Below are 20,122 nucleotides of genomic sequence, written 5' to 3'. Positions count from 1 at the left end.
CTCCTCGGGAGCCGGTCGCAAATACCTGGCCCTGCCCGACCCTATCCGGCGTCGGTGATCGCACCCTCGACGGCGGTGACGACCTCACCGACGAGGCCGTCGACGTCGTCGCTCTCGGCGTAGACGCGGACGTACGGCTCCGTGCCGCTCGGGCGGACGAGCGCCCACGAGGCGTCGTCGAACGCCAGCCGCACGCCGTACTCGGTGTCGACCTCGGCGTCCGGGAACGCCTCGGGGAGGCGTCGCTCCAGCATCGCCATCGCGGCGCTCTTCCGCTGGTCGGCGCACTCGACGCTCACCTTCCGGTACGGCCGCTCCGTGATGGGGGCTCGAAGCTCCGGGAGTCCGTCGCGTGCGGCGAGGGCAGAGACGACCGCGGCGCTGGCGACGCCGTCGATCCACGGGCCGAAGGCGGGGTGGACGTGCTTCCACGGTTCCGCGGCGAAGACGACCTCGGTCCCGGCATCGCCGCGGCCCTGGAGCGCGGCGATGCCCTCGTGCAGCGCACCGAGGCGGACGCGCTCGACGCGACCGCCGGCGGCATCGACGCGGTCGTCGATGCGGGCGGAGGCGTTCGGCGTCGTGACGACGACCGGGTCGGCGGCGTCGCTCGATGCCGTGTAGAAGGAGGCGGCGATGGCGACGACGGTGTCCTCGTGGACGACCTCGCCGTCGCCGTCGAGGACGACGAGACGGTCGGCGTCGCCGTCGTGGCCGATCCCGAGGTCGAAGTGGCCGTCGGCGACGAACGCCCGGAGGTCCGCGAGGCTCTCCGGCGTCGGCTTCGACTCCCGGCCGGGGAAGTGGCCGTCGACGTTGGCGTTCAGCGCGACGACCCGGGCGCCGAGTTCACGGAGGACCTGCGGGGTCGCGACGCTGGCGACGCCGTTGCCGCAGTCGACGGCGACGTTGATCCCTTCGCAGTCGCCGACGGTGCCGCGAACGTACTCGACGACCGCACTGCGGTAATCGTCGAGGACGGCCTCCCGGCTCCCGGCGCCCCAGGCGTCCCACTCCGCGGGGGACTGGTCGTCGGCGACGCGCGCCTCGACGGCGCTCTCGGCCTCGCGATCGTACTCGGTCCCGTCGACGAACAGCTTCAGCCCGTTGTCGGCCGGCGGGTTGTGGCTCGCGGTGACCATGACGCCGCGCCGCCCCCGCGAGGCGAACGCGAGGGCCGGCGTCGGGACCTGCCCGACGCGCGCCACGTCGGCACCGCCGCTCTCCAGTCCCGCTTCGACGGCGGCGGCGAGGGCGGGCCCCGTCTCCCTGCCGTCCCGTCCGACCACGAACTCGGCGCCGTCGTCCGCCGCGGCCCGACCGACCGCGAGCGCGAGCGAGGGCGTCACCTCCGACCGGGCGTCCCCCCGGATGCCGGCGGTTCCGAACAGTTGCATACACGGACCTGTGGGTGCCGACTACTTGACCGTTGGCGAACCGACGGCGCTGCGCTCGCGGCCGACGCCCGGCCGGGTCACTCCGCGCGGCAGTCCTCGCGCCGTACGAACGCCCAGGCGGACTGCCGGTGGTGGGTCAGAACACGGGTCGCCTGGCCGCGGTCCCGTATTTGAACCTTCGGCTGGGGGAGTGCGGGCAAAGTCGGGGCGGTGAGGACCTGGAACGCAGCGGAGGCGATCAGGCAATGTCCCGGCTGGTGTCGATCTCGACTTCGTCGGCCAGTTCGAGCTTGATGATGTCGGTGAGCGCCTGGCCGCCGCGGAACTTCGGGACGGCCAGCCGGTTCTCGATGCGGTCGCCCTTGACCGTCGTCTCCAGCTGGAAGACGATGTCGGCCATGTGCTCGGTGGTGTCCCGCATCTCCGGGACGTTCTGGCCGTCGAGGCAGTGGAGGATGGCGAGACCGTCCGTGTTGTAGATGTGGTTCTGGAGCTCGTTGAGGAAGTTGCGGTACCGCGTCGGTTCCTGTCGCTCCAGGACGTCCGCGGGGTCGATGATGAGGTTCGACTCCTCGGGGAGCGCCGAGACGAGCTTCGAGGCGTTGTCCAGCGGCGCGTCCCCGGTGACGTCGCGGACGGTGGGGTCGCCGGTCCGCGTCGGCGCGGAGGCGATGCTGTTCGAGACGGAGTCGCCCGTCCGGTCAAGCGAGATGTAGAGCGTGCCGCGGGTGGCCGTCAGCTCGTAGAGGAACAGTTCTGCCTGGCTCGCGGGCTGTGCCGTGAGCGCCACGATGCTGCCACCGGGGATGCCGCCCTCGAGCTTGCGGTCGAGCACGTCGATCCCGGTGTTGAGGCGCCCACTCATCGCTGACCACCCGTTTGTTGTCCAGGTGATTAAACTTTCTGGCAAACGCAGCCGGTGCCACCGAGACCGGATTCGGGGCACGAAGGCCGGCGTGACGACGGTAGCCCCTCCCGCGGGAGCGATTCGCGAACCCGGGGGCGGTCGGGAGATTCAAGAGCGTGCGTTCCGGGGTACCGGTAATGCGCCACGACCACCTCATCAGCGCCAAACAGTTGTCGCGTGGCGACATCGAGGCGGTGCTCGACCGGGCCGCCGAGATCGCCGACGACCCAGGCGCGGTCGCCGACGCGCGCGACGGCGCGCTGCTCGGGCTGTGCTTCTTCGAACCGAGCACGCGGACGAAGATGTCGTTCGACACCGCGATGAAGCGCCTCGGAGGCGACACCATCGACATGGGGAGCGTCGACTCCTCGTCCGTCAAGAAGGGCGAGAGCCTCGCGGACACCGCCCGCGTCATCGAGGGGTACGTCGACGCGATGGTGCTGCGCCACCCCTCCGAGGGGTCGGCGAAACTCGCCAGCGAGTTCGTCGACGTCCCCATCATCAACGCCGGCGACGGGGCCGGCCAGCACCCCACCCAGACCCTGCTCGACCTCTACACCATCCGCGAGAACGCGGGCTTCGATGACCTCACGGTGGGGATCATGGGCGACCTGAAGTACGGCCGGACGGTCCACTCGCTGGCCCACGCGCTGACGAACTTCGACGCCAGCCAGCACTTCATCAGCCCGGAGAGCCTGCGGCTGCCCCGGAGCGTCCGCTACGACCTCCACGAGGCCGGCGCGCAGGTCCGCGAGCACACCGAGATCGAGGACGTCCTCGAGACGCTGGACGTCCTCTACGTCACCCGCATCCAGCGCGAGCGGTTCCCCGACGAGAACGAGTACCGCCAGGTCGCCGGCGAGTACCGCATCGACGCCGAACTGCTGGAGCGGGCGAAGGAGGACCTGACGGTGATGCACCCGCTGCCGCGGGTCGACGAGATCGCGCCGGACGTCGACGAGACGACCCACGCGACCTACTTCGAACAGGCACACAACGGCGTCCCGGTACGGATGGCCCTGCTGGACGAGATGCTATGACAGACACCGACACCGAACTCCGCGTCTCCAAGATCGAGAACGGCACCGTCATCGACCACATCGCGGGCGGGCAGGCGCTGAACGTCCTCGCCATCCTCGGCATCGACGGCGCCTCCGGCGAGGAGGTCTCCGTCGGGATGAACGTTCCCTCCGACCGGCTCGGCCGCAAGGACATCGTGAAGGTCGAGGGCCGGGAGCTCAGCCAGAACGAGGTGGACGTGCTCTCGCTCATCGCGCCCGCCGCGACCATCAACATCGTCCGGGACTTCGACGTCGTAGAGAAGCACCGCGTCTCGCGGCCGACCGAGGTCTCCGGCGTCCTCTCCTGTCCGAACGCGAACTGCATCTCGACGGGCGACGAACCCGTCGAATCGCGCTTCGAGGTACTCGACGACGGCGTCCGCTGCGCCTACTGCGACACCATCATCCGCGAGTCGCTGGCCGCACACATCAGCGTTGCCTGAACTCCCGGCGAGGCCGAACGCAAAACGATTCCGCCGGAACGGGGAGAAAACCTATGGTAGTGCCCGTCATACAGTGGCACCGCATGTCGAAGAAGACCCTCGCTCTGGTCCTCGTCGCCACCGCAGTCCTGCTGTACGCACGGAAGCGATAACCAGACCCGGACGCCCGGCCGTATCGCCTCCCGACCACTCTTCCGAACGACTTACCCACCGCGAGCGACGACCCCAGGTATGTACGGCGTCGTGACGCGGAACGAGGAGGAGACGCGGTGGCCGGAGTTCGACCGCGCCTTCTACGAGGTCAAGGACGTCTCCGGCCGCTCCGCCGAACCCCTCGAGTCGGCGGTGAGCATGGTCTCCTGCTTCGGCGACAACGCCGCCGCCGAGTCCGACCCCGACCTCGTCCCCGTCGACCCGGAGGGCCAGCGGGCGACCCGCGACAGCACCTACTTCGACTGGGCGTACGTCTGCCCGACCCACGACGACTACCGCGCCGGTCTCCTGGAGATCGTCGAGGACTGCGCCGCGGTCAACCCCGACGTCCGCCTCGACGACGTCGGCTTCCCCCGGCCCGAGTACTGCTACTGCGAGCGGTGCAACGAGCGCTTCGAGGCCTGGGTCGACGCCCGCCACGAGGACGGCGAGGGTCCGCCGCCCGAGGAGACCACGGTCGACGACCGCCACGAGTGGCGCGCGGACGTCATCACGGAGTTCGTCGCCGACGCCGCCGACCGCATCCCGGGGCAGACGTACATGACGCTCTACCCCGACCCCTACGAGGGCCACCTCTACGAGCGGGCCGGCATCGACCTCGACGCCGTCGAGCCGTACGTCGACGAGTTCGTCGTCCCGCTGTACGACACCCATTACGGAACGACCTACTGGCTGGAGTCCATCGCCAGTGGCTTCGTCGACCGCCTGGAGACGCCCGTCAGCATCGAGCTGTACGCCGTGGAGGTCGACGTCGACGACCTCATCCACGCCGCCGAGGTGGCCGGCGAGTACGGCGAGTCCGTGCTGTTCGGCTACGACGCCTCGAACGCCCGGGCGGCCCTCCGGCGGATGGACGCCGACGCGCGCGACGGCGTCGAGTGGTGAGGTTCAGCGCTCGCCGAAGCGGGTGACGTGTTCGATCTCCTCGGGGACGATCTCCGCGTCGTCGAGCGCCGACCGCGCGATGGAGCGCTTGTGGACCTCGTCGGCGCCGTCGATGATGCGGAAGCAGCGGACGTTCTCGTAGAAGTCCGCCAGCGGGAGGTCCTTCCCGATGCCGTTGCCGCCGCATATCTGCACGCAGTCGTCGATGACCTCCTGGACGGTCTCGGCGGCGAACACCTTCGTCATCGCGACCTCGGTGCGGGCCTGCTCGCCGGCAGCGATCTGCCGGGCGGCGTGGCGGACCATCGACCGGATGGCGTGGAGCCGCGTCTCCGCGTCGGCGATATCGAACCGCAGCGCCTGCTTCTCGATCAGCGGGTCGCCGAAGGCGTTCCGCTCGTCCATGTAGGCCTTCGCGACGTCGAGCGAGCGGTCGGCCATCCCGACGAACCGCATGCAGTGGGTGAGGCGGGCGGGGCCGAGTCGCTGCTGGGCGATGGCGAAGCCGGCGTTCTCGGTGCCCAGCAGGTTCTCCTCGGGGACGCGGACGCCGTCGTAGAATATCTCGGAGTGGGCCAGCCCGGCCTCGCCCATGTGCGGGACGTCCCGGACGATCTCGACGCCGTCGGCGTCTGCGTCGACGACGAACAGCGAGGTGCCGGTGTAGGGGTGGGCCTCCTGGTCGGTCCGGGCGACGACGATGAGGAAGTCGGCGTCGCTGCCCTGCGTGGTCCACCACTTGTGACCGTCGATGACCCACTCGTCGCCGTCCTTCTCGGCGGTGGTGCGGATCTGCTTGGGGTCCGACCCGGAGCCGTCCATCGGCTCCGTCATCGAGAACCCGGAGTTCACCTCGGCGTTCGCCAGCGGCCGGAGATACTCCTCCTTCTGCGCCTCGGTGCCGGCGGCGTCGAGGACGTGGATGTTCCCCTCGTCGGGCGCGGCGACCTGCAGGGCCCGCATCGCGAGGATGCTCCTCCCGGCCTCCTCGAAGACGGGCAGCAGGTCGTCGAACGCCATCCCCAGCCCGCCGTACTCCTCCGGAATCTGGGGGCCGTAGACCTCGCGGTCTCTGGCCTCCTCGCGGAGGTCGTCGATGATATCGCGGGCCTCCTCCTGCCGATCGGCGGCGTCGCGCTCGTCGCGCTGGCCGAGCAGTTCCCGCTCCTTCGGCAGGACGACGTCGTCGACGAACTCCCGGGTGCGCTCCGCGACCTCGCGGGCGCGCTCGGAGTCCTGGTAGCCGATGTCCATGCCGTCGAGCCGCCCGGGAGTCGTTTAAAAATAGTGCCACGCAAAGAAGGTGCAAGCCTTTACCTCGCGGCCGCCGGCGTCCACGCCATGCCGAGCGAATCCGACCTCGTCGACCCCGAGCGCCTGCGGGAGTTCCTCGCCGGGTACCTCGACGAGGCCGACTCCTTCGACGTAGAGCGCCACGACCAGGGGTTCTCCAACGAGACGCTGTTCGTCGAGTGGGGCGACCGCGACCTCGTCGTGCGGCGGCCGCCGCCGGGCGAAACCGCCGACACCGCCCACGACGTCATGCGCGAGTACCGCGTCGTCGACGCCCTCCAGGGGACCGACGTGCCGGTACCCGAGACGATTGCCGCCTGCGAGGACACCGACGTGATGGGCTGTGAGTTCTACGTGATGGCGCGGCTCCCCGGAGACGTCCTCCGGTTCAGTGAGCCGGACCGCTTCGGGACGCCCGACCACCGCCGCGCTATCGGCGCGGAGATGGTCGACACGCTCGCCGCCATCCACACCGTCGACCACGAGGCGGTGGGGCTGGGCGACTTCGGCAACCCCGAGGGGTTCACCCAGCGACAGGTCGAGCGCTGGACCGACCAGATCGAGTGGGCCTTCGAGGAGACGACCGAGCGGCGGGAGGTGCCGCAGCTCCGCGAGGTCGGCGACTGGCTCGCCGAGAACGCCCCCGACGAGCACGCCTACGCGCTCGTCCACGGCGACTACAAGCTCGACAACGTCGTCTTCGGACCGGGGACGCCGCCGGAGCTCACCGGCGTCCTCGACTGGGAGATGTCGACGCTCGGCGACCCCCTCTGCGACCTCGGCTGGCTGCTGTTCTTCTGGCCCGACCGGTCGGACTCCATCCCGACCATCATGCAGACCGTCGCGCCGGTGTTCCTGGCGAACGACGACTACCACTCCCGCGCGGAGCTGATCGAGCGCTACGAGGAGGCCACCGGCGTCGAGGTGACGAACCAGCGGTTCTACCGCGTGCTCGCCGTGTACAAGATGGCCGCCCTCGGCGAGATGTTCTACGCGCGCTACCTGATGGGCAACAGCGACAGCACCTTCTACGCGATGATGGAGGACGGCGTCCCGGCGCTGGCCGAGCAGGCCGTCGAGATAATGGAAGGCGAGCAGCCGCTGTGAGCCGCCGATGACCGACCTCCGGACCGTCGACCGACTGGAGGACCTCCCCGAGCCGCTGCCCGAGGACGCCGACTTCGTCGTCGTCGACGTCATCATCTCCTCGACGAGCATCGTCCGCCTGCTGGAGGCCGGCGCAGAGTACGTCCGGCCGTTCGCGGACGTCGACCGCGCGCTGGCGTTCAAGGCGGAGACGGGCGCCGTCCTCGTCGGCGAGGAGCACGGCCAGCCCGTCGAGGGGTTCGACGGGTCGCCGCTGCCGTCGCTGGTCCGCCAGCGCGACCTCGACGGCGAACCCGTCGGCATCCTCACCTCCAACGGGACGCGCGCGATGGACCGCATCGGCCACGACCGCTCCATCTTCGTCGGCAGCACCGTCAACGCCCGCGCTGTGGCGGAGACCCTCGCCGGGCGCGACCGCGAGGCGTGGCTCGTCGCCGCGGGGCGTCGGGGCGAGCCAGTCGCAGAGGACCTCGCGGGCGTGGAACTGATCGAATCGCACCTCCGCGGGGAGTGCACCGACGACGTCCGGTCGCGGCTCGCCGACGACATCGAGAACTGCGGCACCGCGGCGTGGCTCTGCGACCTCGGCTTCGAGAACGAGGTCGAGGACCTCCTGGCGTTCGACTCCTCGGAGACGGTCCCGCGGCTCCGCGACGGCGTGCTCGTCGCGGAGTGACTACGCCACCGCCCGCGCGGCGGCCAGTACGTCCTCGCGGTCCCGAGTGTCCTCGGGGAGCGCCGTCGGGTCGAACCAGCGGGCGCTGCTGATCTCGTCGTCCGGATCCGCGACGGACGGGTCGGTCGTCTCGGCGCGGGCGCAGAACACCGGGAGGACGCCCCAGGTCTCGCAGCTCCCGCAGGTGATCTCGACGCGGTTGAGCATCGCAAGCCCCTCGTAGTCGGCGGCGATGCCGGCCTCCTCGCCGAGTTCGCGTTCGGCGGCCTCGCGGTAGGACTCCGAGCCGTCGACGCCGCCGCCGGGGGAGCACCCACATGTCGACGCCCTCGTGGCGGACCAGGAGGAGGTCGCCGCCGTCCCGGTAGACGAGCGTATGGGCGCCGTAGGGGGCGCCGCTGCACTGGATGCGCTCGGCGAGCGTCCGGAAGCGGCCCCGGGAGACGTACTTCTCGTAGGTCCGTTCCAGGGGGGCGTCGCCGTGGACGTCGGCCGTCCGGTGGTAGGCCTGCGCGGCGCGCTGGGCGGCCTCGTCGGCGAGGTACCAGAGCCCGTCGACCGCGGTCATGGCCGCCCCCGCTCCGTCGCGTCGGTCGGCGGTCGATCCAGGGCGTTGGTGGAGGTCGGGGTCATATCCGTCCGTTCGACCGGCGGCTGCAAAAAGCGTTCGAACGGGGAAGCGACGGGCTTTTTCCCCGGCGGCGAGAAGCGCGGATATGGCATTCGAGAAGGGAGACACCGTTGTCTTCAACGACAAGCACAGCGAGTACGACGGCGAGGTCGGCGAGGTGACGCAGGTCTCCGAGACCATGTTCGGCGACAACACCTACATCGTCCAGTTCGAGGAGGGCCAGGAGGCCGGCATCCCCCGAGGACGCCCTGGACGCTGCCGACGAAGACGAGGAGTGAGCGGATGAGCAGCGTCCCCTTCCACTACGTCGACCTCCGGACGTTCTGCTACGCCACGGAGGACGAGAAGCGGGTGGAGGCGGCGCTGCGGACGTTCCTCCCCGAGGACACCGAGATCGAACGCGAGGTGACGGAGGGCCACCACGGCGACCGCATCCTCGTGCTCTCCGTCCGCCTCGAGCGGGCCGACGAGGTCCGGTACGTCCTCTCGACGCTCGCCGGCCTCGAGAACTTCGCGGGCCTGATGGACGAACTCGAGGACCGCATCGACGAGAACTGCGCCTTCTACATCCAGCTCGACAAGCAGGCAGCCTTCCACGGCGACGTCGAACTCGGCTCCGGGCTCATGCTCCGCGGGAAGGTCGAGGCCTACCCTGCCAAGAAGGAGCGAGCCCTCGAGACCGCCGAGGAGGCACTCGCGGGGCTGGCCGACGAGACGCCGGGCGCCGACCGCGACGCCGACGCGTAGTCAGGGCTCCGGGTCTACCGCCGCTGCCAGCGCGGCCCGTTCGGCTTTCCTGAGGTGTTCCGACGCCGTGCCCGGCGCACAGCCCAGTTCGTCGGCGACCGCCTCCAGCGACCCGGACCGCGGCACGTCGTAGTACCCCACCTCGAGCGCCGCGGCCGCGGCCTCGCGCTGCCGGTCGGTGAGGTCGGCGCCGGTCCCGGGCGGCGACCCGTCGTACTCGCCGATCCGCTCGACGTCCACGCTGGCCTCGGCGGGGACGTCCTCGAGGGCCGCCTGCAGCGCCGCCGGTTCGCCCACGACGGTCAGCCGGGCGGTGCCGTCGCTGCGGAACTCGACCGGCGGCACCACGAGCAGCCCCGGCCCCTCGAAGGCCTCCTGCAGCCGGACGTCGAACTCCGACATGTCCTCGCGGACGTACGCGTAGCAGGACGACTCGTCCAGCGGCCTCACCTCGTGGTCGACGATGCGGTCGGTGGCCGCCAGGGCGTCGGCGAACGCCTCGCAGTCCCCCTCGGCGTAGAACAGCATCGTGTCGGGGCCCGCCTCCGACCGGTGGCCGAAGAGGAGCTGGTCGCGGACGAAGGCGTCGTCCTCGGCGATGCGGCGGTGGACCGGGTGCATCGCCGACTCCTCGAACCGGAGGGTACAGCGCATCGACTTCATCGTCGATGCTGGTGACCTGCTGGGTATAAATTCCCTAGGTCCTTCGGCGACATTCAGACCGGATTCGCGCCCGAATCCCCGCGTATGTCGAGCGACGCCGTGGCGCGACAGCCGCCCAAGTCCGACCGCCTCCCCGACGCCCTCCGGGAGTACGCCGTCGACACCGACGACCACCTGAACGCCCCGGCGGTGGTGGTCCGCGCCGACGAGGTGGCGGCCGGCGCCGGCGAGGTCGACCGAGGGACGTTCCTCCGGGCGTTCCTGCGTCGATGCGAGGGCGAGGAGACGAGGTCGTAGCTCGACCGCTCCGGAGCGGCTCCGGGTCGGCCCGGCCGGTCAGAACAGGTCGAACGTCCGTTTCAGGTGTCGGCGGGTCTGCCGCTGGACCCGCGCGTGGCCCCTCACGGCGGTGTCGAGGACCGGCGTCGACGACGCGCGTCCCTCGAAGAGGTGGACGGTCTCGACCTCGGCGGCGAGTTCGCCCAGGAGCTGGAACATGGGAGCGTACTGCACCCGCCGGACGGTGCTCCCCTCGAACGCCAGCTCCCCGGTCAGGACGGCCGCCGTCGAGGGGCGCCCGTCGACGACGGAGCGCCAGGTCCCGTATTCGCCCCTGAGCACGAAGCCGACGTCCGCGGCGTCGGGGTCGTCGAGGACCTCGACGCCGGTGCAGGCGCCGTCCTCCAGGCCGATCCGCGCGTACACCGCGTCATCGTGGACGTAGGTCTCGAGCTGGTCGAGCTTCTCCTCGACCGAGGCGGGCAACCCCTCGCGGATGGGCGCGAACGTCTCCGGGGCCTCGGCGAGAGGGACCTCCGCGACCCGCTCCCGGACGTGTTCCGGGAGGTCGGAGAGGACGCCCACCGGCAGGTCGCCGAGCCTCGTCTCCGCGAGCGGCAGGTCCTCGACGACGTAGCACACGTCGCCGTCGAAGCCGTCGCCCCAGCCCTCGCCGAACTCCGAGAAGGCCTCGCTCTCGTCGAGCAGTCGACCGTACGCCTCCAGCCACCCCTCCGTCGGGAAGTACTGCCCGCCACCGTCGGCCGCGTCACCTCGCTCGTTCCTGTCCATCGTCATGGCTGCTATCGGGCCGGAGGACCGACCGCCGCATATCCCCACTGCCTCGTATAGGCGGGGAGCGACGGCCGCGCCGACCGGGTGCAGCGTGCTTCCGGCCGGTCGGGACGTGGACGGTCGGTCTCACTCACCATCACTCCGCCTCGAGACAGCAGAGAGGGGGTTGCCGAGGCCCGCCAGCACGCAGGCCAGCAACGCGAGGTACGTGACGAGTCCCCAGGCGAGCGCGCCCACCAGCACCGGCGCGAACAGGACCGCGAGGGAGCCCAGTCCGAGGACCACGAGGAGGCCGACGAGGGGGACGTAGCGGCGTTCCCACGCGGCGAGCAGTACACCCGGATACCGCAGGAAGGCCACCTCGAGGAGGCCGGCGCCGGCCACGCCGACCGCGGCGGCCGCGGGGTCGAGGAGCGGTCCGGCACCGACGGTCGCCAGCGACCCGGCGAGGAGGACGCCCAGACCGGCAAGCGCGAGCAGACCATCGCGGTGACGCGGGTCCACGGTGTGGCGGCCTCGGTCGCTTCAGTTCCCGCGGATCTCTCGCATGTGGTCGATCCGCCGCTGGACGAGGTCGGACGTGCCGATGTCGTGGCGGACGCGGAGGCCCTCCTCGCCGGCACGCTGCAGGGCGTCCTCGGCGATCGCCTCGGCCTCGGAGACGGTGTCGGCCAGTCCGACGACGGCGAACGACCGGGACGTCGTCGTGTAGACGCCGTCATCGCGGGCGTCGACGCTGGCGTAGAAGAGGAGCGCGTCGCCGGCGCTCTCCTCGTCGATCTGCACCTTCGCGCCCGCCTCGGGGTCGGTCGGGTAGCCCTCGGGGACGGCGTACTTGCAGACGGTCGCCTGGCCGGCAAACTCCAGTTCGGGCAGCTCGTCGCCCTCGCGGGCGGCCACGAGCAGTTCGACGAAGTCGGTCTCCATGACGGGCAGGGTGTTCATCGCCTCGGGGTCGCCGAAGCGGGCGTTGAACTCCACGACCTTCGGGCCCTCGGCGGTGAGCATGAACTGGCCGTAGAGGATGCCCTTGTAGTCGGGCATCGCCTCGACGACGGCGTCGATGACCTCGACGGCGGCGGCGTAGTCGTCCTCGGTCATGAACGGCAGCGCGAACGCGGCGTCGCTGTAGGAGCCCATGCCGCCGGTGTTGGGTCCCTCGTCGCCCTCGTAGGCGCGCTTGTGGTCCTGGACCGCCGGCGAGACGCGGTACTCGCCGTTCGCGACGAACGCCTGGACGGTGAACTCCTCGCCGACGAGGCGCTCCTCGAGGACGAACGCGTCGTAGTCGCTCTCGAGGACGTAGTCGACGCCCTCCTCGGCGGTGATCTGGTCGCCGATGACGCGGACGCCCTTGCCGCCGGTGAGCCCGCGCGGCTTGATGGCGAGGTCGCCGTCGTACTCGCGGATGTAGTCGGCGGCGGCCTCGGCGTCCTCGAAGACCTCGAAGTCCGGGCAGCCGGGGACGTCGTGCTCGGCCATGAACTCCCGCTGGAACGCCTTGTCGGTCTCGATGCGGGCCTCGGCCTCGCGGGGGCCGAAGGCGTACACTCCCGCGTCGTCGAGCGCGTCGGCGACGCCGGCGTTCAGCGCCGACTCCGGGCCGATGGCGGCCAGCGTCGCGCCGACCGACTCGGCGTAGTCGACGACCGCGCCGGCGTCGGTCTCCTCGACCTGCTCGAACCCCTCGGCCAGCGACGCGATGCCGGGGTTGCGGTTCGACGCGCAGGCGTACAGTTCCGCGTCGGCCGCGCCGGCGACCGCGCGGGCGATGGCGTGTTCGCGACCGCCGCCGCCGACGAGGAGGACCGTCTCTGTCATGGGCGGAACCGGGACGCACGGAAGTGTAAGCCTTGCTGTTCCTGCAGCGTGGAGTGTGCAGATCCGTGGATACCGAAGACCTCAGCTCTGCTCGGTGTAGGTGTAGCCGGCCGCGATGCGCCAGAAGAAGTCGTGGGCGCCGTCGCGCTCCTCCTCGCAGACCCCGTTGACGGACTGGGCGCCCTCGACGCCGCCGCTCCAGTCGACGCCGTAACTGGGGTCGTCTTCCTGCTCCTGTTGGCTCGTCGATTCGACGCTCCCCGTCGTCTCCTTGAGCGGGAAGCTCCCCTCGGGAGCGCCGCCGAGGGAGACGGTCGCCTCGTCGCCGTCGCGTTCGACGTCCGCCGCGCCCGAGAGCGTGCCGTTCCGGAAGACGACCCGCGCCGAGAGGACGGAGACGTCGACGTTCCGGACGAGCCGGTCATCGGTGCCGTCGGCCGCGGCCCACAGCCAGTAGCGGTACACGCCGTCGTCGACCTCGTAGACGGCGACGGCGGCGTCTGCGACCAGCAGCGGTGACTCGAGGTCGAGGGAGTCCGGGTCGAGCGACGACTCCCCGGGCTCGTCCTCCGGGATGCCGAGTCGCTGGACGTACGCCCCCTCGAACGAGTCGGCGGGCTCGGCGTCCAGCCCCCAGACCCCGCTGTCGTCGTACGTGTCGGCCATCTCGTCGACGTACTCCTGGAAGGCCGATTCGCCGAGCGACGCGTCGACAGCGGGCGACAGCGCCCACGACGAACTGTCCTGGACCCGCGTCTCCCGGCTCGTGATCCGCCGTTCGACGCAGCCCGCGGCCCCGGCGGTCGCCAGCAGACCGCCGCCGACCCGGAGGGCGTCTCTGCGCGAGAGTCTCATGTACGGACCCTCAGGCGGGTCGTTGAAATAAGCCGCTATCGACGCCGACCGGAGGCGTGGTCGAGGGTCGCTCGGCGGAACGGTTCCAGCGCCCGCTGGACGCTGTCGGTCCGCGGGGAGTCCTCGTGCTGGTAGCTCGCCCGGACGAGCCCGTCGCCCTCGGTATCGCCGGCCGTCGTCGACGCCTCGCCGACCGCCTCGCGGTGGTGCAGCACCGCGATGTGGGCGTACGTGCCTGACGCCTGCGTGCTCTCCAGCAGCGCCTCGTCGCCCGAACGGGTGATGGCGACGTGGTCGGTCTCGTACCGGACGGCCTCGAGGAGGTCCTCCAGGCGGTCCTCGAGCAGCCAGGTCTCGGTCGGGTCGAACTCCACGGGGACGCTCACGCCTCGGCTAGGTGACTACCGGGTAATAAGGTACACAGCGTTTCGACGCCCGAACGGCGGCTATCGGCGGCCGCTCGACCGGGCCCGAGTCCTGACGTTTAGTAACGTGGCGACCCGAGCTAGCGCATGGACAACCGCCTCGACGAGGCGTCGTCGCCGTACCTCCGCCAGCACGCCGACAACCCGGTCGCCTGGCAGCCCTGGGACGAGGAGGCCCGCGAACTCGCCCGCGAACGGGACGTCCCGATCTTCCTCTCGATCGGCTACTCGGCCTGCCACTGGTGTCACGTGATGGAGGAGGAGAGCTTCTCCGACCCGGAGGTCGCGGAGGTGCTCAACGAGCACTTCGTCCCGATCAAGGTCGACCGCGAGGAGCGACCGGACGTCGACAGCGTCTACATGACCGTCTGCCAGCTCGTCCGCGGCCAGGGCGGCTGGCCGCTGTCGGTGTGGCTGACCCCCGACGGCCGGCCCTTCCACGTCGGGACGTACTTCCCGCCGGAGTCGAAGCGCGGGATGCCCGCCTTCGGCGACCTGCTCGAGGACATCGCCGAGTCCTGGCAGCGCCCGCAGGACCGCGAGGAGATGGAGCACCGCGCCGACCAGTGGACCGACGCCGTCGCCGGCGAACTCGAGGACACCCCCGACGCCCCCGGCGACGCCCCCGACGCCGAGTTCGTCGACGCCGCCGCGAGCGCGGCGGTCCGGGGCGCCGACCGCGAGCACGGCGGCTGGGGCCGCGGCCAGAAGTTCCCCCAACCCGGCCGGCTCCACCTGCTCCTGCGGGCCTACGACCGCACCGGCCGCGAGGAGTACCGCGAGGTCGCCGTCGAGACGCTCGACGCGATGGCCGCCGGCGGGCTCTACGACCACGTCGGCGGCGGCTTCCACCGCTACTGCGTCGACCGCGACTGGACGGTCCCGCACTTCGAGAAGATGCTGTACGACAACGCGGAGCTCCCCCGGGCGTTCCTCGCCGGCTACCAGCTGACCGGCGACGAACGGTACGCCGAGGTGTCGCGGGAGACCTTCGCGTTCGTCGAGCGGGAGCTCACCCACCCGGACGGCGGCTTCTACTCGACGCTGGATGCCCAGAGTGAGGACGAGGCCGGCGAGCGGGAGGAGGGCGCCTTCTACGTCTGGACGCCCGGAGCAGTCCACGATGCGGTCGACGACGGCACCGACGCCGACCTCTTCTGCGACCGCTACGGCGTCACCGAGGCCGGGAACTTCGAGGACGGGCAGACCGTCCTCACCGAGTCCGCGTCGGTCGAGGCCCTCGCCGACGAGTACGACCTCGACGCGGAGACGGTGGCCGACCGGGTCGAACGCGCCCGCCAGCAGGTCTTCGAGGCCCGCGAGGAGCGTCCCCGGCCGCCGCGCGACGAGAAGGTCCTCGCCGGCTGGAACGGTCTGATGGCCTCGGCGTTCGCCGAGGGTGCCATCACGCTCGACCCTGAGTACGGCGACGTCGCGGCCGAAGCCATCGACTTCGCGCGGGAGTACCTCTGGGACGAGGACGAGCGACGCCTGAACCGTCGGTTCAAGGACCGGGAGGTCGGCATCCCGGGGTACCTCGAGGACTACGCCTTCCTGGGCCGCGGCGCCCTGGACACCTACCAGGCGACCGGCGACGTCGAGCACCTCGTCTTCGCGGTCGAACTCGGCCGCGTGATTCGCGAGGCCTTCTACGACGAGGACGAGGCGACGCTGTACTTCACGCCGACGGGCGGGGAGTCGCTTGTCGCGCGACCCCAGGAGGTGACTGACGCCTCGACGCCCTCCAGCACGGGCGTCGCCGTCCAGCTGCTCGGCGCCCTGGAGCACGTCGCGCCCGAGGAGGGCTTCGGCGACGTCGCCGAGACCGTCGTCGAGACGCACGCCTCGAAGCTGGAGTCCGACCCGCTGTCCCACGCCGCACTCGCCCTGGCCGCGGACGACCTCGCCGTCGGCGCCCTGGAGCTGACCGTCGCCGCCGACGGGCTGCCCGACGAGTGGCGGGACGCCCTCGCGGAGACCTACGTGCCGTCGCGGTTCCTCACCGTCCGCCCGCCGGACGAGGCCGGCGTCGAGGTGTGGGCCGACGAACTCGGCCTCGACGGCGTCCCGCCGATCTGGGCCGACCGTGAGGCCCTCGACGGCGAGCCGACGGTGTACGCCTGCCGGTCGTTCACCTGCTCGCCGCCGAAACACGACATGCGCGAGGCCCTCGCGTGGGCCGACTCGGGCCGCTGAGAATCAGTCCGCGTACTGCTCGAGCCGCTCGGCGAGGTAGACCGCGATGGGGCGGTCCTCCTCCTCGACGAAGCGGGCGAGTTCCTCGCCCGTCTCGGCGTCGGCGAGCGGGTCGCTACGCTCCCCGCTCGCCCCGTCCGCGCCGCTTCGCGGTGCGCGCTCCACGACGACGGTCGGGATGAGTTCGATACCGTACTCCTCGACCTGCGGGCCGACCTTCGAGCCGTCGTCTTCCTTCTCGACGGGATAGTGCTCGACGTTCTCGACGCCGGCGGCGTCCAGCGCGGCGCCGAAGTCGGGTAGCTGCGAGCGGCAGTCCTTGCACCAGTCGCCGCCCCAGACCTTCACGACGACGTCGCCGGCGAGTGCTTCGAAGACCTCTATCTCGTCGTCGTAGACGTTCTCGTCGAAGACGGGGTTGGGGCGCATCGTCTCCAGTTCCATACCTACCGATTCGGCGCGCGGTTCATAAGGACGCCGCTCGGGGACGGGTCCCGTCCAGTTTGCTCTCGACCGCGTCGCCCATCGCCTGCCGGGTCACCCGACGTCGATGTACTCGAGCAGGGTGTGGCGGTGACACCGCTTGTCGTCGCCCTCGAAGCAGACGAGCGCGACGTCCTCGCCGTCGCGGACCCGGTCGCGGAGCTCTGCCAGGGCCGCCTGCGCCTCGGGGTCGGAGTCGACGTGCTCCCGGTAGCGCGCCTCGAAGTCGGTCTCCTCCCAGGCGGCGTTGTGGGCGCCGCTGTCGCACATGCCGGCCATCGCGAGGTCCTCCTGGCGCTCCTTGACCTCGTCCAAAAGCTCCTGGGGCGGCCCCAGCTCCGGGACGTTCTCGTCGACGACGCCGTGGAACCAGCCGGTCGGGCGCCGGACGACCCCGACGGCCGTGGCTCCCTCGAGGTCCACGAGGTCGTGCTGGATGGCGGCGACGTAGGTCTCCCCGACGGTTCCGGTCACGGGGGTGGGTAACGGCCCGGCGAGCAAAAGTCTATCCGCCGGACGCCTGCGGCGGGCCGTCCGACTCCTCAGGCCCGCCCGTACCACTCCGCCTCGAACCGCTCGAGGAACGCCACGAGGAAGTCGTGGCGCGACTCGGCCACCTCGCGGGCGGCGTCGGTGTGCATCTCCTCGCGGAGGTGCAGCAGCTTCTCGTGGAAGTGGTCGACGGCGGAGGGGTCGTCCGAGTCGGGCGTCCACATCGGGCGGTCGTGGGCGCCGGAGTACGCGAAGCAGCGCGCGACGCCGACGGCGCCCATCGCGTCGAGGTTGTCGGCGTCCCGAAGCAGGTCGACCTCGATGCGGTCGCCGTCACGGCGGTCGCCCCGGTACTCGTACTCCTCGTGGAGCGCGACGCAGTGCAGTACCGCGTCGCGCTTCGCGTCGGGGAACCCCGCGTCGTCGAGCACCGCCGCGACCTCTTCGAGGGAGTCCTCCGGGTGGACGTACGCGTCCCTTCCGGCACCCATCGCGCGGTGGACGTCGTGGACGAGCGCGGCGGCCCCGAGCACCTCGCGGTCGGCCTCCGGGTACGAATCGGCCAGCTCCATCGCGGTGTGGAAGACCCGCCAGCCGTGCGCGAGGTCGTGGCCCGTCGCGTCGTCGCCGAGCCACGCGGCCATCTCCGCGGCGACGGCCTCGAAGAGCGGGTCGACGTCCGCCGGCGGGTGCGACATGGCCGTCCGTCCGGCGGCGGTAGTCTTGACTCCTGCGGAGCGTCTCTTCGAGAGGTCGTCCCGGACCGCCCGGTCACCGACGGCGGCATCCGCTCCCGCCTTCACGGGGGTTTTATACCCGCCAGCCGAACCGGCGAGCAAATGCAACGGGGAATCCTCGGAACCGTCGGTTCGCCGCTGGTGCAGGTCGAATCCCCGCCCGGCGCCGTGATCGCGGCGAAGGTCGAATCGAAGAACCCCGGCGGCTCGGCGAAGGACCGCCCGGCGCTGGCGATGATCGAGGCCGCGGAGGCGGCCGGCGAACTCCAGCCGGGCGACCGCATCGTCGAGCCCACCTCCGGGAACACCGGTATCGGCCTCTCGATGGTCGCCGCCGCGAAGGGCTACGACGTCACGGTCGTGATGCCCGGCTCGAAGTCCCCGGAGCGCCGGCAGATCATGAAAGCCTACGGCGCCGACCTCGAGCTGGTGGAGGGGACGATCTCGGCGGCGAAGGACCGAGCCGACGAACTCGAGGAACAGGAGGGGATGGTCCAGATACGGCAGTTCGACAACCCCTCGAATCCCGAGTCCCACTACCGGACGACGGGCAAGGAGATCCTCGAGCAGGTCGGCGACCGCACCGTCGACGCGCTGGTCGCCGGCATCGGCACCGGCGGGACCATCACCGGCACGGGGCGGCGGCTGAAGGAGGCGTTCCCCGAGATGACCGTCGTCGGCGTCGAGCCGGCGGGCAACGCCGTCCTCTCCGGCGAATCGCCCGGCGACGACGACTTCCAGGGGATGGGTCCCGGCTTCGTCTCGCCGAACCTCGACCGCGAGATGCTCGACGACGTCGAGATCGTCGACATCGACGACGCCGAGGCGGAGTGCCGCCGCCTCGCCAGCGAGGAGGGCATCCTCGTCGGGCAGTCCTCCGGCGCCTCGCTGCTCGCCGCCAAGCGGGTCGCCGAGCGCCTCGCCGAGGAGCGCGGCGTCGACCCCGACGCTGTCCCCGGCCCGAGCAACGACGTGGGCATCCTCTCGGACGACCCCGTCGCCCACGAGTCCATCCCGGAGGACGCGCCGCTCGTCGTCACCGTCTTCTGGGACTCCGGCGAACGCTACATGTCGACCGGGATGTTCGACTAGGGCGAGCCCGTCGCTTCGCGACTGGCGCTGTTACTTGTCCAGCCACGCCTCGAGCCGCGAGACGAACACGTCCGGGTGCTCGCGGGTCGTCCAGTGGCCGCACTTGTCGAGGGTGAACAGGTCCGCGACGGGCGCCCGGTCGGCGGCCCGCTTCGAGAGCTTCGCCGGGATGAGTGGGTCGTCCTCGCCGTGGACGAACAGCGTCGGGACCTGGAGGTCGCCGATCCGGTCGAAGTAGTTCGTCCGGGGCCCCGAGACGTGCATCTCCGCGCGCCCGAACCGGATGTACGCGTCCCCGGAGTGCGGACGGCGGATCTGCCGGTGGGCGTCCTCGACGATCTCGTCGGTGAGGTTGTCCGGGTGGAGGATGTTCGCGAGGTTCGCCTTCAGCAGTTTGCGGCTCTTCTTCATCGCCCACCACGACCCCTCCATCAGCTTCGGGATCTTGACCATCACGCCGGTCTTCCGGCCGCCCGGCACCTGGTCGCCGAGGCCGTAGCTGTCGACGAGGACGAGTTGTGAGATCCGCTCCGGGTGTTCGAGGGCGTAGCCCAGCGAGATGCCGCCGCCCTTCGAGATGCCTGCCAGCGTCGCGTCGACGACGCCCAGTTCCTCGAGCAGGCCGTCGAGCATCCCGACGTAGAAGTCGATGGTGGGGGTGACGTGCTGCGGGACACGGTCGCTCTCTCCGTACCCCGGCAGGTCCATCGCGTAGACGCGGTAGGAGTCGGCCAGGGCCGGGTAGACCTTCTTCCAGGACATCCCGGCAGCGTCCGGCCCTGCGCCGTGAACCAGCACGATGGGCGGGGCCTCCTCGGGGCCGTCCACGTGGCAGCGAACGTTCAACCCGTCGACGTCGACGTCACGCACTTCGCCGGCAAGTTCGCTCATACGTACTGTTCGTCCTCGACGGGTAAATAGCGT

At 70.8% G+C, this 20,122-nt stretch carries 22 protein-coding genes and 2 pseudogenes; 10 read left to right on the top strand and 14 right to left on the bottom strand.

Annotated elements, in window-relative coordinates; translation table 11 throughout:
• Window positions 1–41: 41 nt before the first annotated feature.
• Window positions 42–1,397: a phosphohexomutase domain-containing protein gene (locus HWV07_RS00435; protein WP_178332399.1), complete on the bottom strand. Its 1,356-nt coding sequence runs from the start codon at window positions 1,395–1,397 to the stop codon at window positions 42–44.
• A 238-nt stretch (window positions 1,398–1,635) separates the two neighbouring features.
• Window positions 1,636–2,262, bottom strand: coding sequence for an RAD55 family ATPase (locus tag HWV07_RS00430; RefSeq protein WP_178332398.1), 627 nt, complete (start codon window positions 2,260–2,262; stop codon window positions 1,636–1,638).
• Window positions 2,263–2,441: 179 nt separating this feature from the next.
• Here HWV07_RS00430 and pyrB point away from each other — a divergent pair, with 179 nt between their 5' ends.
• The 3 genes from pyrB to HWV07_RS00415 all read left to right on the top strand — a co-directional run bounded on the left by pyrB (window position 2,442) and on the right by HWV07_RS00415 (window position 4,906).
• Window positions 2,442–3,344 (top strand): aspartate carbamoyltransferase, encoded by a 903-nt coding sequence (pyrB, locus tag HWV07_RS00425; RefSeq protein ID WP_178332397.1) that lies wholly within the window; start codon window positions 2,442–2,444, stop codon window positions 3,342–3,344.
• Window positions 3,341–3,808: an aspartate carbamoyltransferase regulatory subunit gene (gene pyrI, locus HWV07_RS00420; RefSeq protein ID WP_178332396.1), complete on the top strand. Its 468-nt coding sequence runs from the start codon at window positions 3,341–3,343 to the stop codon at window positions 3,806–3,808. Before pyrB ends, pyrI begins: the two co-directional genes overlap by 4 nt.
• A gap of 231 nt (window positions 3,809–4,039) precedes the next feature.
• Window positions 4,040–4,906, top strand: coding sequence for a hypothetical protein (locus tag HWV07_RS00415; RefSeq protein ID WP_178332395.1), 867 nt, complete (start codon window positions 4,040–4,042; stop codon window positions 4,904–4,906).
• Window positions 4,907–4,909: 3 nt separating this feature from the next.
• Here HWV07_RS00415 and HWV07_RS00410 read toward each other — a convergent pair whose 3' ends face one another.
• Window positions 4,910–6,154 carry an acyl-CoA dehydrogenase family protein gene (locus HWV07_RS00410; RefSeq protein ID WP_178335950.1) on the bottom strand — a complete coding sequence of 415 codons (1,245 nt, stop codon included), beginning with the start codon at window positions 6,152–6,154 and terminating at the stop codon, window positions 4,910–4,912.
• Between the two features lie 93 nt (window positions 6,155–6,247).
• On the opposite strand from HWV07_RS00410, the gene HWV07_RS00405 reads away from it, so the two are divergent.
• Together HWV07_RS00405 and HWV07_RS00400 are read left to right on the top strand one after the other, a co-directional pair.
• On the top strand, window positions 6,248–7,306 hold the full coding sequence (locus tag HWV07_RS00405; protein WP_178332394.1) for a phosphotransferase family protein: 1,059 nt from the start codon (window positions 6,248–6,250) through the stop codon (window positions 7,304–7,306).
• Window positions 7,307–7,313: 7 nt separating this feature from the next.
• A complete protein-coding gene (locus tag HWV07_RS00400) occupies window positions 7,314–7,982 on the top strand; it encodes a 2-phosphosulfolactate phosphatase (RefSeq protein WP_178332393.1) in 669 nt (222 codons plus the stop codon).
• Here HWV07_RS00400 and HWV07_RS00395 read toward each other — a convergent pair.
• Window positions 7,983–8,550: pseudogene (locus tag HWV07_RS00395) on the bottom strand (NUDIX hydrolase).
• Window positions 8,551–8,698: 148 nt separating this feature from the next.
• On the opposite strand from HWV07_RS00395, the pseudogene HWV07_RS00390 reads away from it, so the two are divergent.
• Window positions 8,699–8,891: pseudogene (locus tag HWV07_RS00390) on the top strand (DUF1918 domain-containing protein).
• A gap of 4 nt (window positions 8,892–8,895) precedes the next feature.
• Window positions 8,896–9,360: an RNA-binding protein gene (locus tag HWV07_RS00385; RefSeq protein ID WP_178332392.1), complete on the top strand. Its 465-nt coding sequence runs from the start codon at window positions 8,896–8,898 to the stop codon at window positions 9,358–9,360.
• Here HWV07_RS00385 and HWV07_RS00380 read toward each other — a convergent pair whose 3' ends face one another.
• A complete protein-coding gene (locus tag HWV07_RS00380) occupies window positions 9,361–10,023 on the bottom strand; it encodes a helix-turn-helix domain-containing protein (RefSeq protein ID WP_178332391.1) in 663 nt (220 codons plus the stop codon).
• An 84-nt stretch (window positions 10,024–10,107) separates the two neighbouring features.
• Here HWV07_RS00380 and HWV07_RS00375 point away from each other — a divergent pair, with 84 nt between their 5' ends.
• Window positions 10,108–10,320 (top strand): hypothetical protein, encoded by a 213-nt coding sequence (locus HWV07_RS00375; RefSeq protein WP_178332390.1) that lies wholly within the window; start codon window positions 10,108–10,110, stop codon window positions 10,318–10,320.
• A 39-nt stretch (window positions 10,321–10,359) separates the two neighbouring features.
• Here the strand turns inward: HWV07_RS00375 and HWV07_RS00370 are convergent, their stop codons facing one another.
• From HWV07_RS00370 to HWV07_RS00350, 5 genes are all read right to left on the bottom strand, one after another.
• Window positions 10,360–11,100, bottom strand: coding sequence for a sterol carrier protein (locus HWV07_RS00370; RefSeq protein WP_178332389.1), 741 nt, complete (start codon window positions 11,098–11,100; stop codon window positions 10,360–10,362).
• A 123-nt stretch (window positions 11,101–11,223) separates the two neighbouring features.
• Window positions 11,224–11,601 (bottom strand): hypothetical protein, encoded by a 378-nt coding sequence (locus HWV07_RS00365; protein WP_178332388.1) that lies wholly within the window; start codon window positions 11,599–11,601, stop codon window positions 11,224–11,226.
• 21 nt (window positions 11,602–11,622) lie between these two features.
• Entirely contained in the window at window positions 11,623–12,918 is a 1,296-nt protein-coding gene (gene purD, locus HWV07_RS00360; protein WP_178332387.1) for a phosphoribosylamine--glycine ligase, read from the bottom strand.
• A gap of 81 nt (window positions 12,919–12,999) precedes the next feature.
• Window positions 13,000–13,773 (bottom strand): hypothetical protein, encoded by a 774-nt coding sequence (locus HWV07_RS00355; RefSeq protein WP_178332386.1) that lies wholly within the window; start codon window positions 13,771–13,773, stop codon window positions 13,000–13,002.
• Window positions 13,774–13,808: 35 nt separating this feature from the next.
• Window positions 13,809–14,159 (bottom strand): hypothetical protein, encoded by a 351-nt coding sequence (locus tag HWV07_RS00350; RefSeq protein WP_178332385.1) that lies wholly within the window; start codon window positions 14,157–14,159, stop codon window positions 13,809–13,811.
• A 126-nt stretch (window positions 14,160–14,285) separates the two neighbouring features.
• Here HWV07_RS00350 and HWV07_RS00345 point away from each other — a divergent pair, with 126 nt between their 5' ends.
• A complete protein-coding gene (locus HWV07_RS00345) occupies window positions 14,286–16,394 on the top strand; it encodes a thioredoxin domain-containing protein (RefSeq protein WP_178332384.1) in 2,109 nt (702 codons plus the stop codon).
• Window positions 16,395–16,397: 3 nt separating this feature from the next.
• On the opposite strand, the gene HWV07_RS00340 is transcribed toward HWV07_RS00345, so the two are convergent.
• The 3 genes from HWV07_RS00340 to HWV07_RS00330 form a co-directional block, all read right to left on the bottom strand.
• Window positions 16,398–16,838, bottom strand: a complete 441-nt coding sequence (locus tag HWV07_RS00340) for a TlpA family protein disulfide reductase (protein ID WP_178332383.1) — start codon at window positions 16,836–16,838, stop codon at window positions 16,398–16,400.
• Window positions 16,839–16,931: 93 nt separating this feature from the next.
• A complete protein-coding gene (locus tag HWV07_RS00335) occupies window positions 16,932–17,351 on the bottom strand; it encodes a DUF488 domain-containing protein (protein ID WP_211694195.1) in 420 nt (139 codons plus the stop codon).
• A 68-nt stretch (window positions 17,352–17,419) separates the two neighbouring features.
• Window positions 17,420–18,067, bottom strand: a complete 648-nt coding sequence (locus tag HWV07_RS00330) for an HD domain-containing protein (RefSeq protein ID WP_178332381.1) — start codon at window positions 18,065–18,067, stop codon at window positions 17,420–17,422.
• 141 nt (window positions 18,068–18,208) lie between these two features.
• Between HWV07_RS00330 and HWV07_RS00325 the strand changes: the two genes are divergently transcribed.
• Window positions 18,209–19,198, top strand: a complete 990-nt coding sequence (locus tag HWV07_RS00325) for a PLP-dependent cysteine synthase family protein (protein ID WP_178332380.1) — start codon at window positions 18,209–18,211, stop codon at window positions 19,196–19,198.
• A gap of 30 nt (window positions 19,199–19,228) precedes the next feature.
• On the opposite strand, the gene HWV07_RS00320 is transcribed toward HWV07_RS00325, so the two are convergent.
• Entirely contained in the window at window positions 19,229–20,089 is an 861-nt protein-coding gene (locus HWV07_RS00320) for an alpha/beta fold hydrolase (RefSeq protein WP_178332379.1), read from the bottom strand.
• Window positions 20,090–20,122: the final 33 nt, after the last annotated feature.

The organism is Natronomonas salina (genome assembly GCF_013391105.1).
Classification (GTDB): domain Archaea; phylum Halobacteriota; class Halobacteria; order Halobacteriales; family Haloarculaceae; genus Natronomonas; species Natronomonas salina.
The sequence above is the reverse complement of the archived record's forward strand: the minus strand, read 5'-3'. Positions and strand labels throughout refer to the sequence as shown.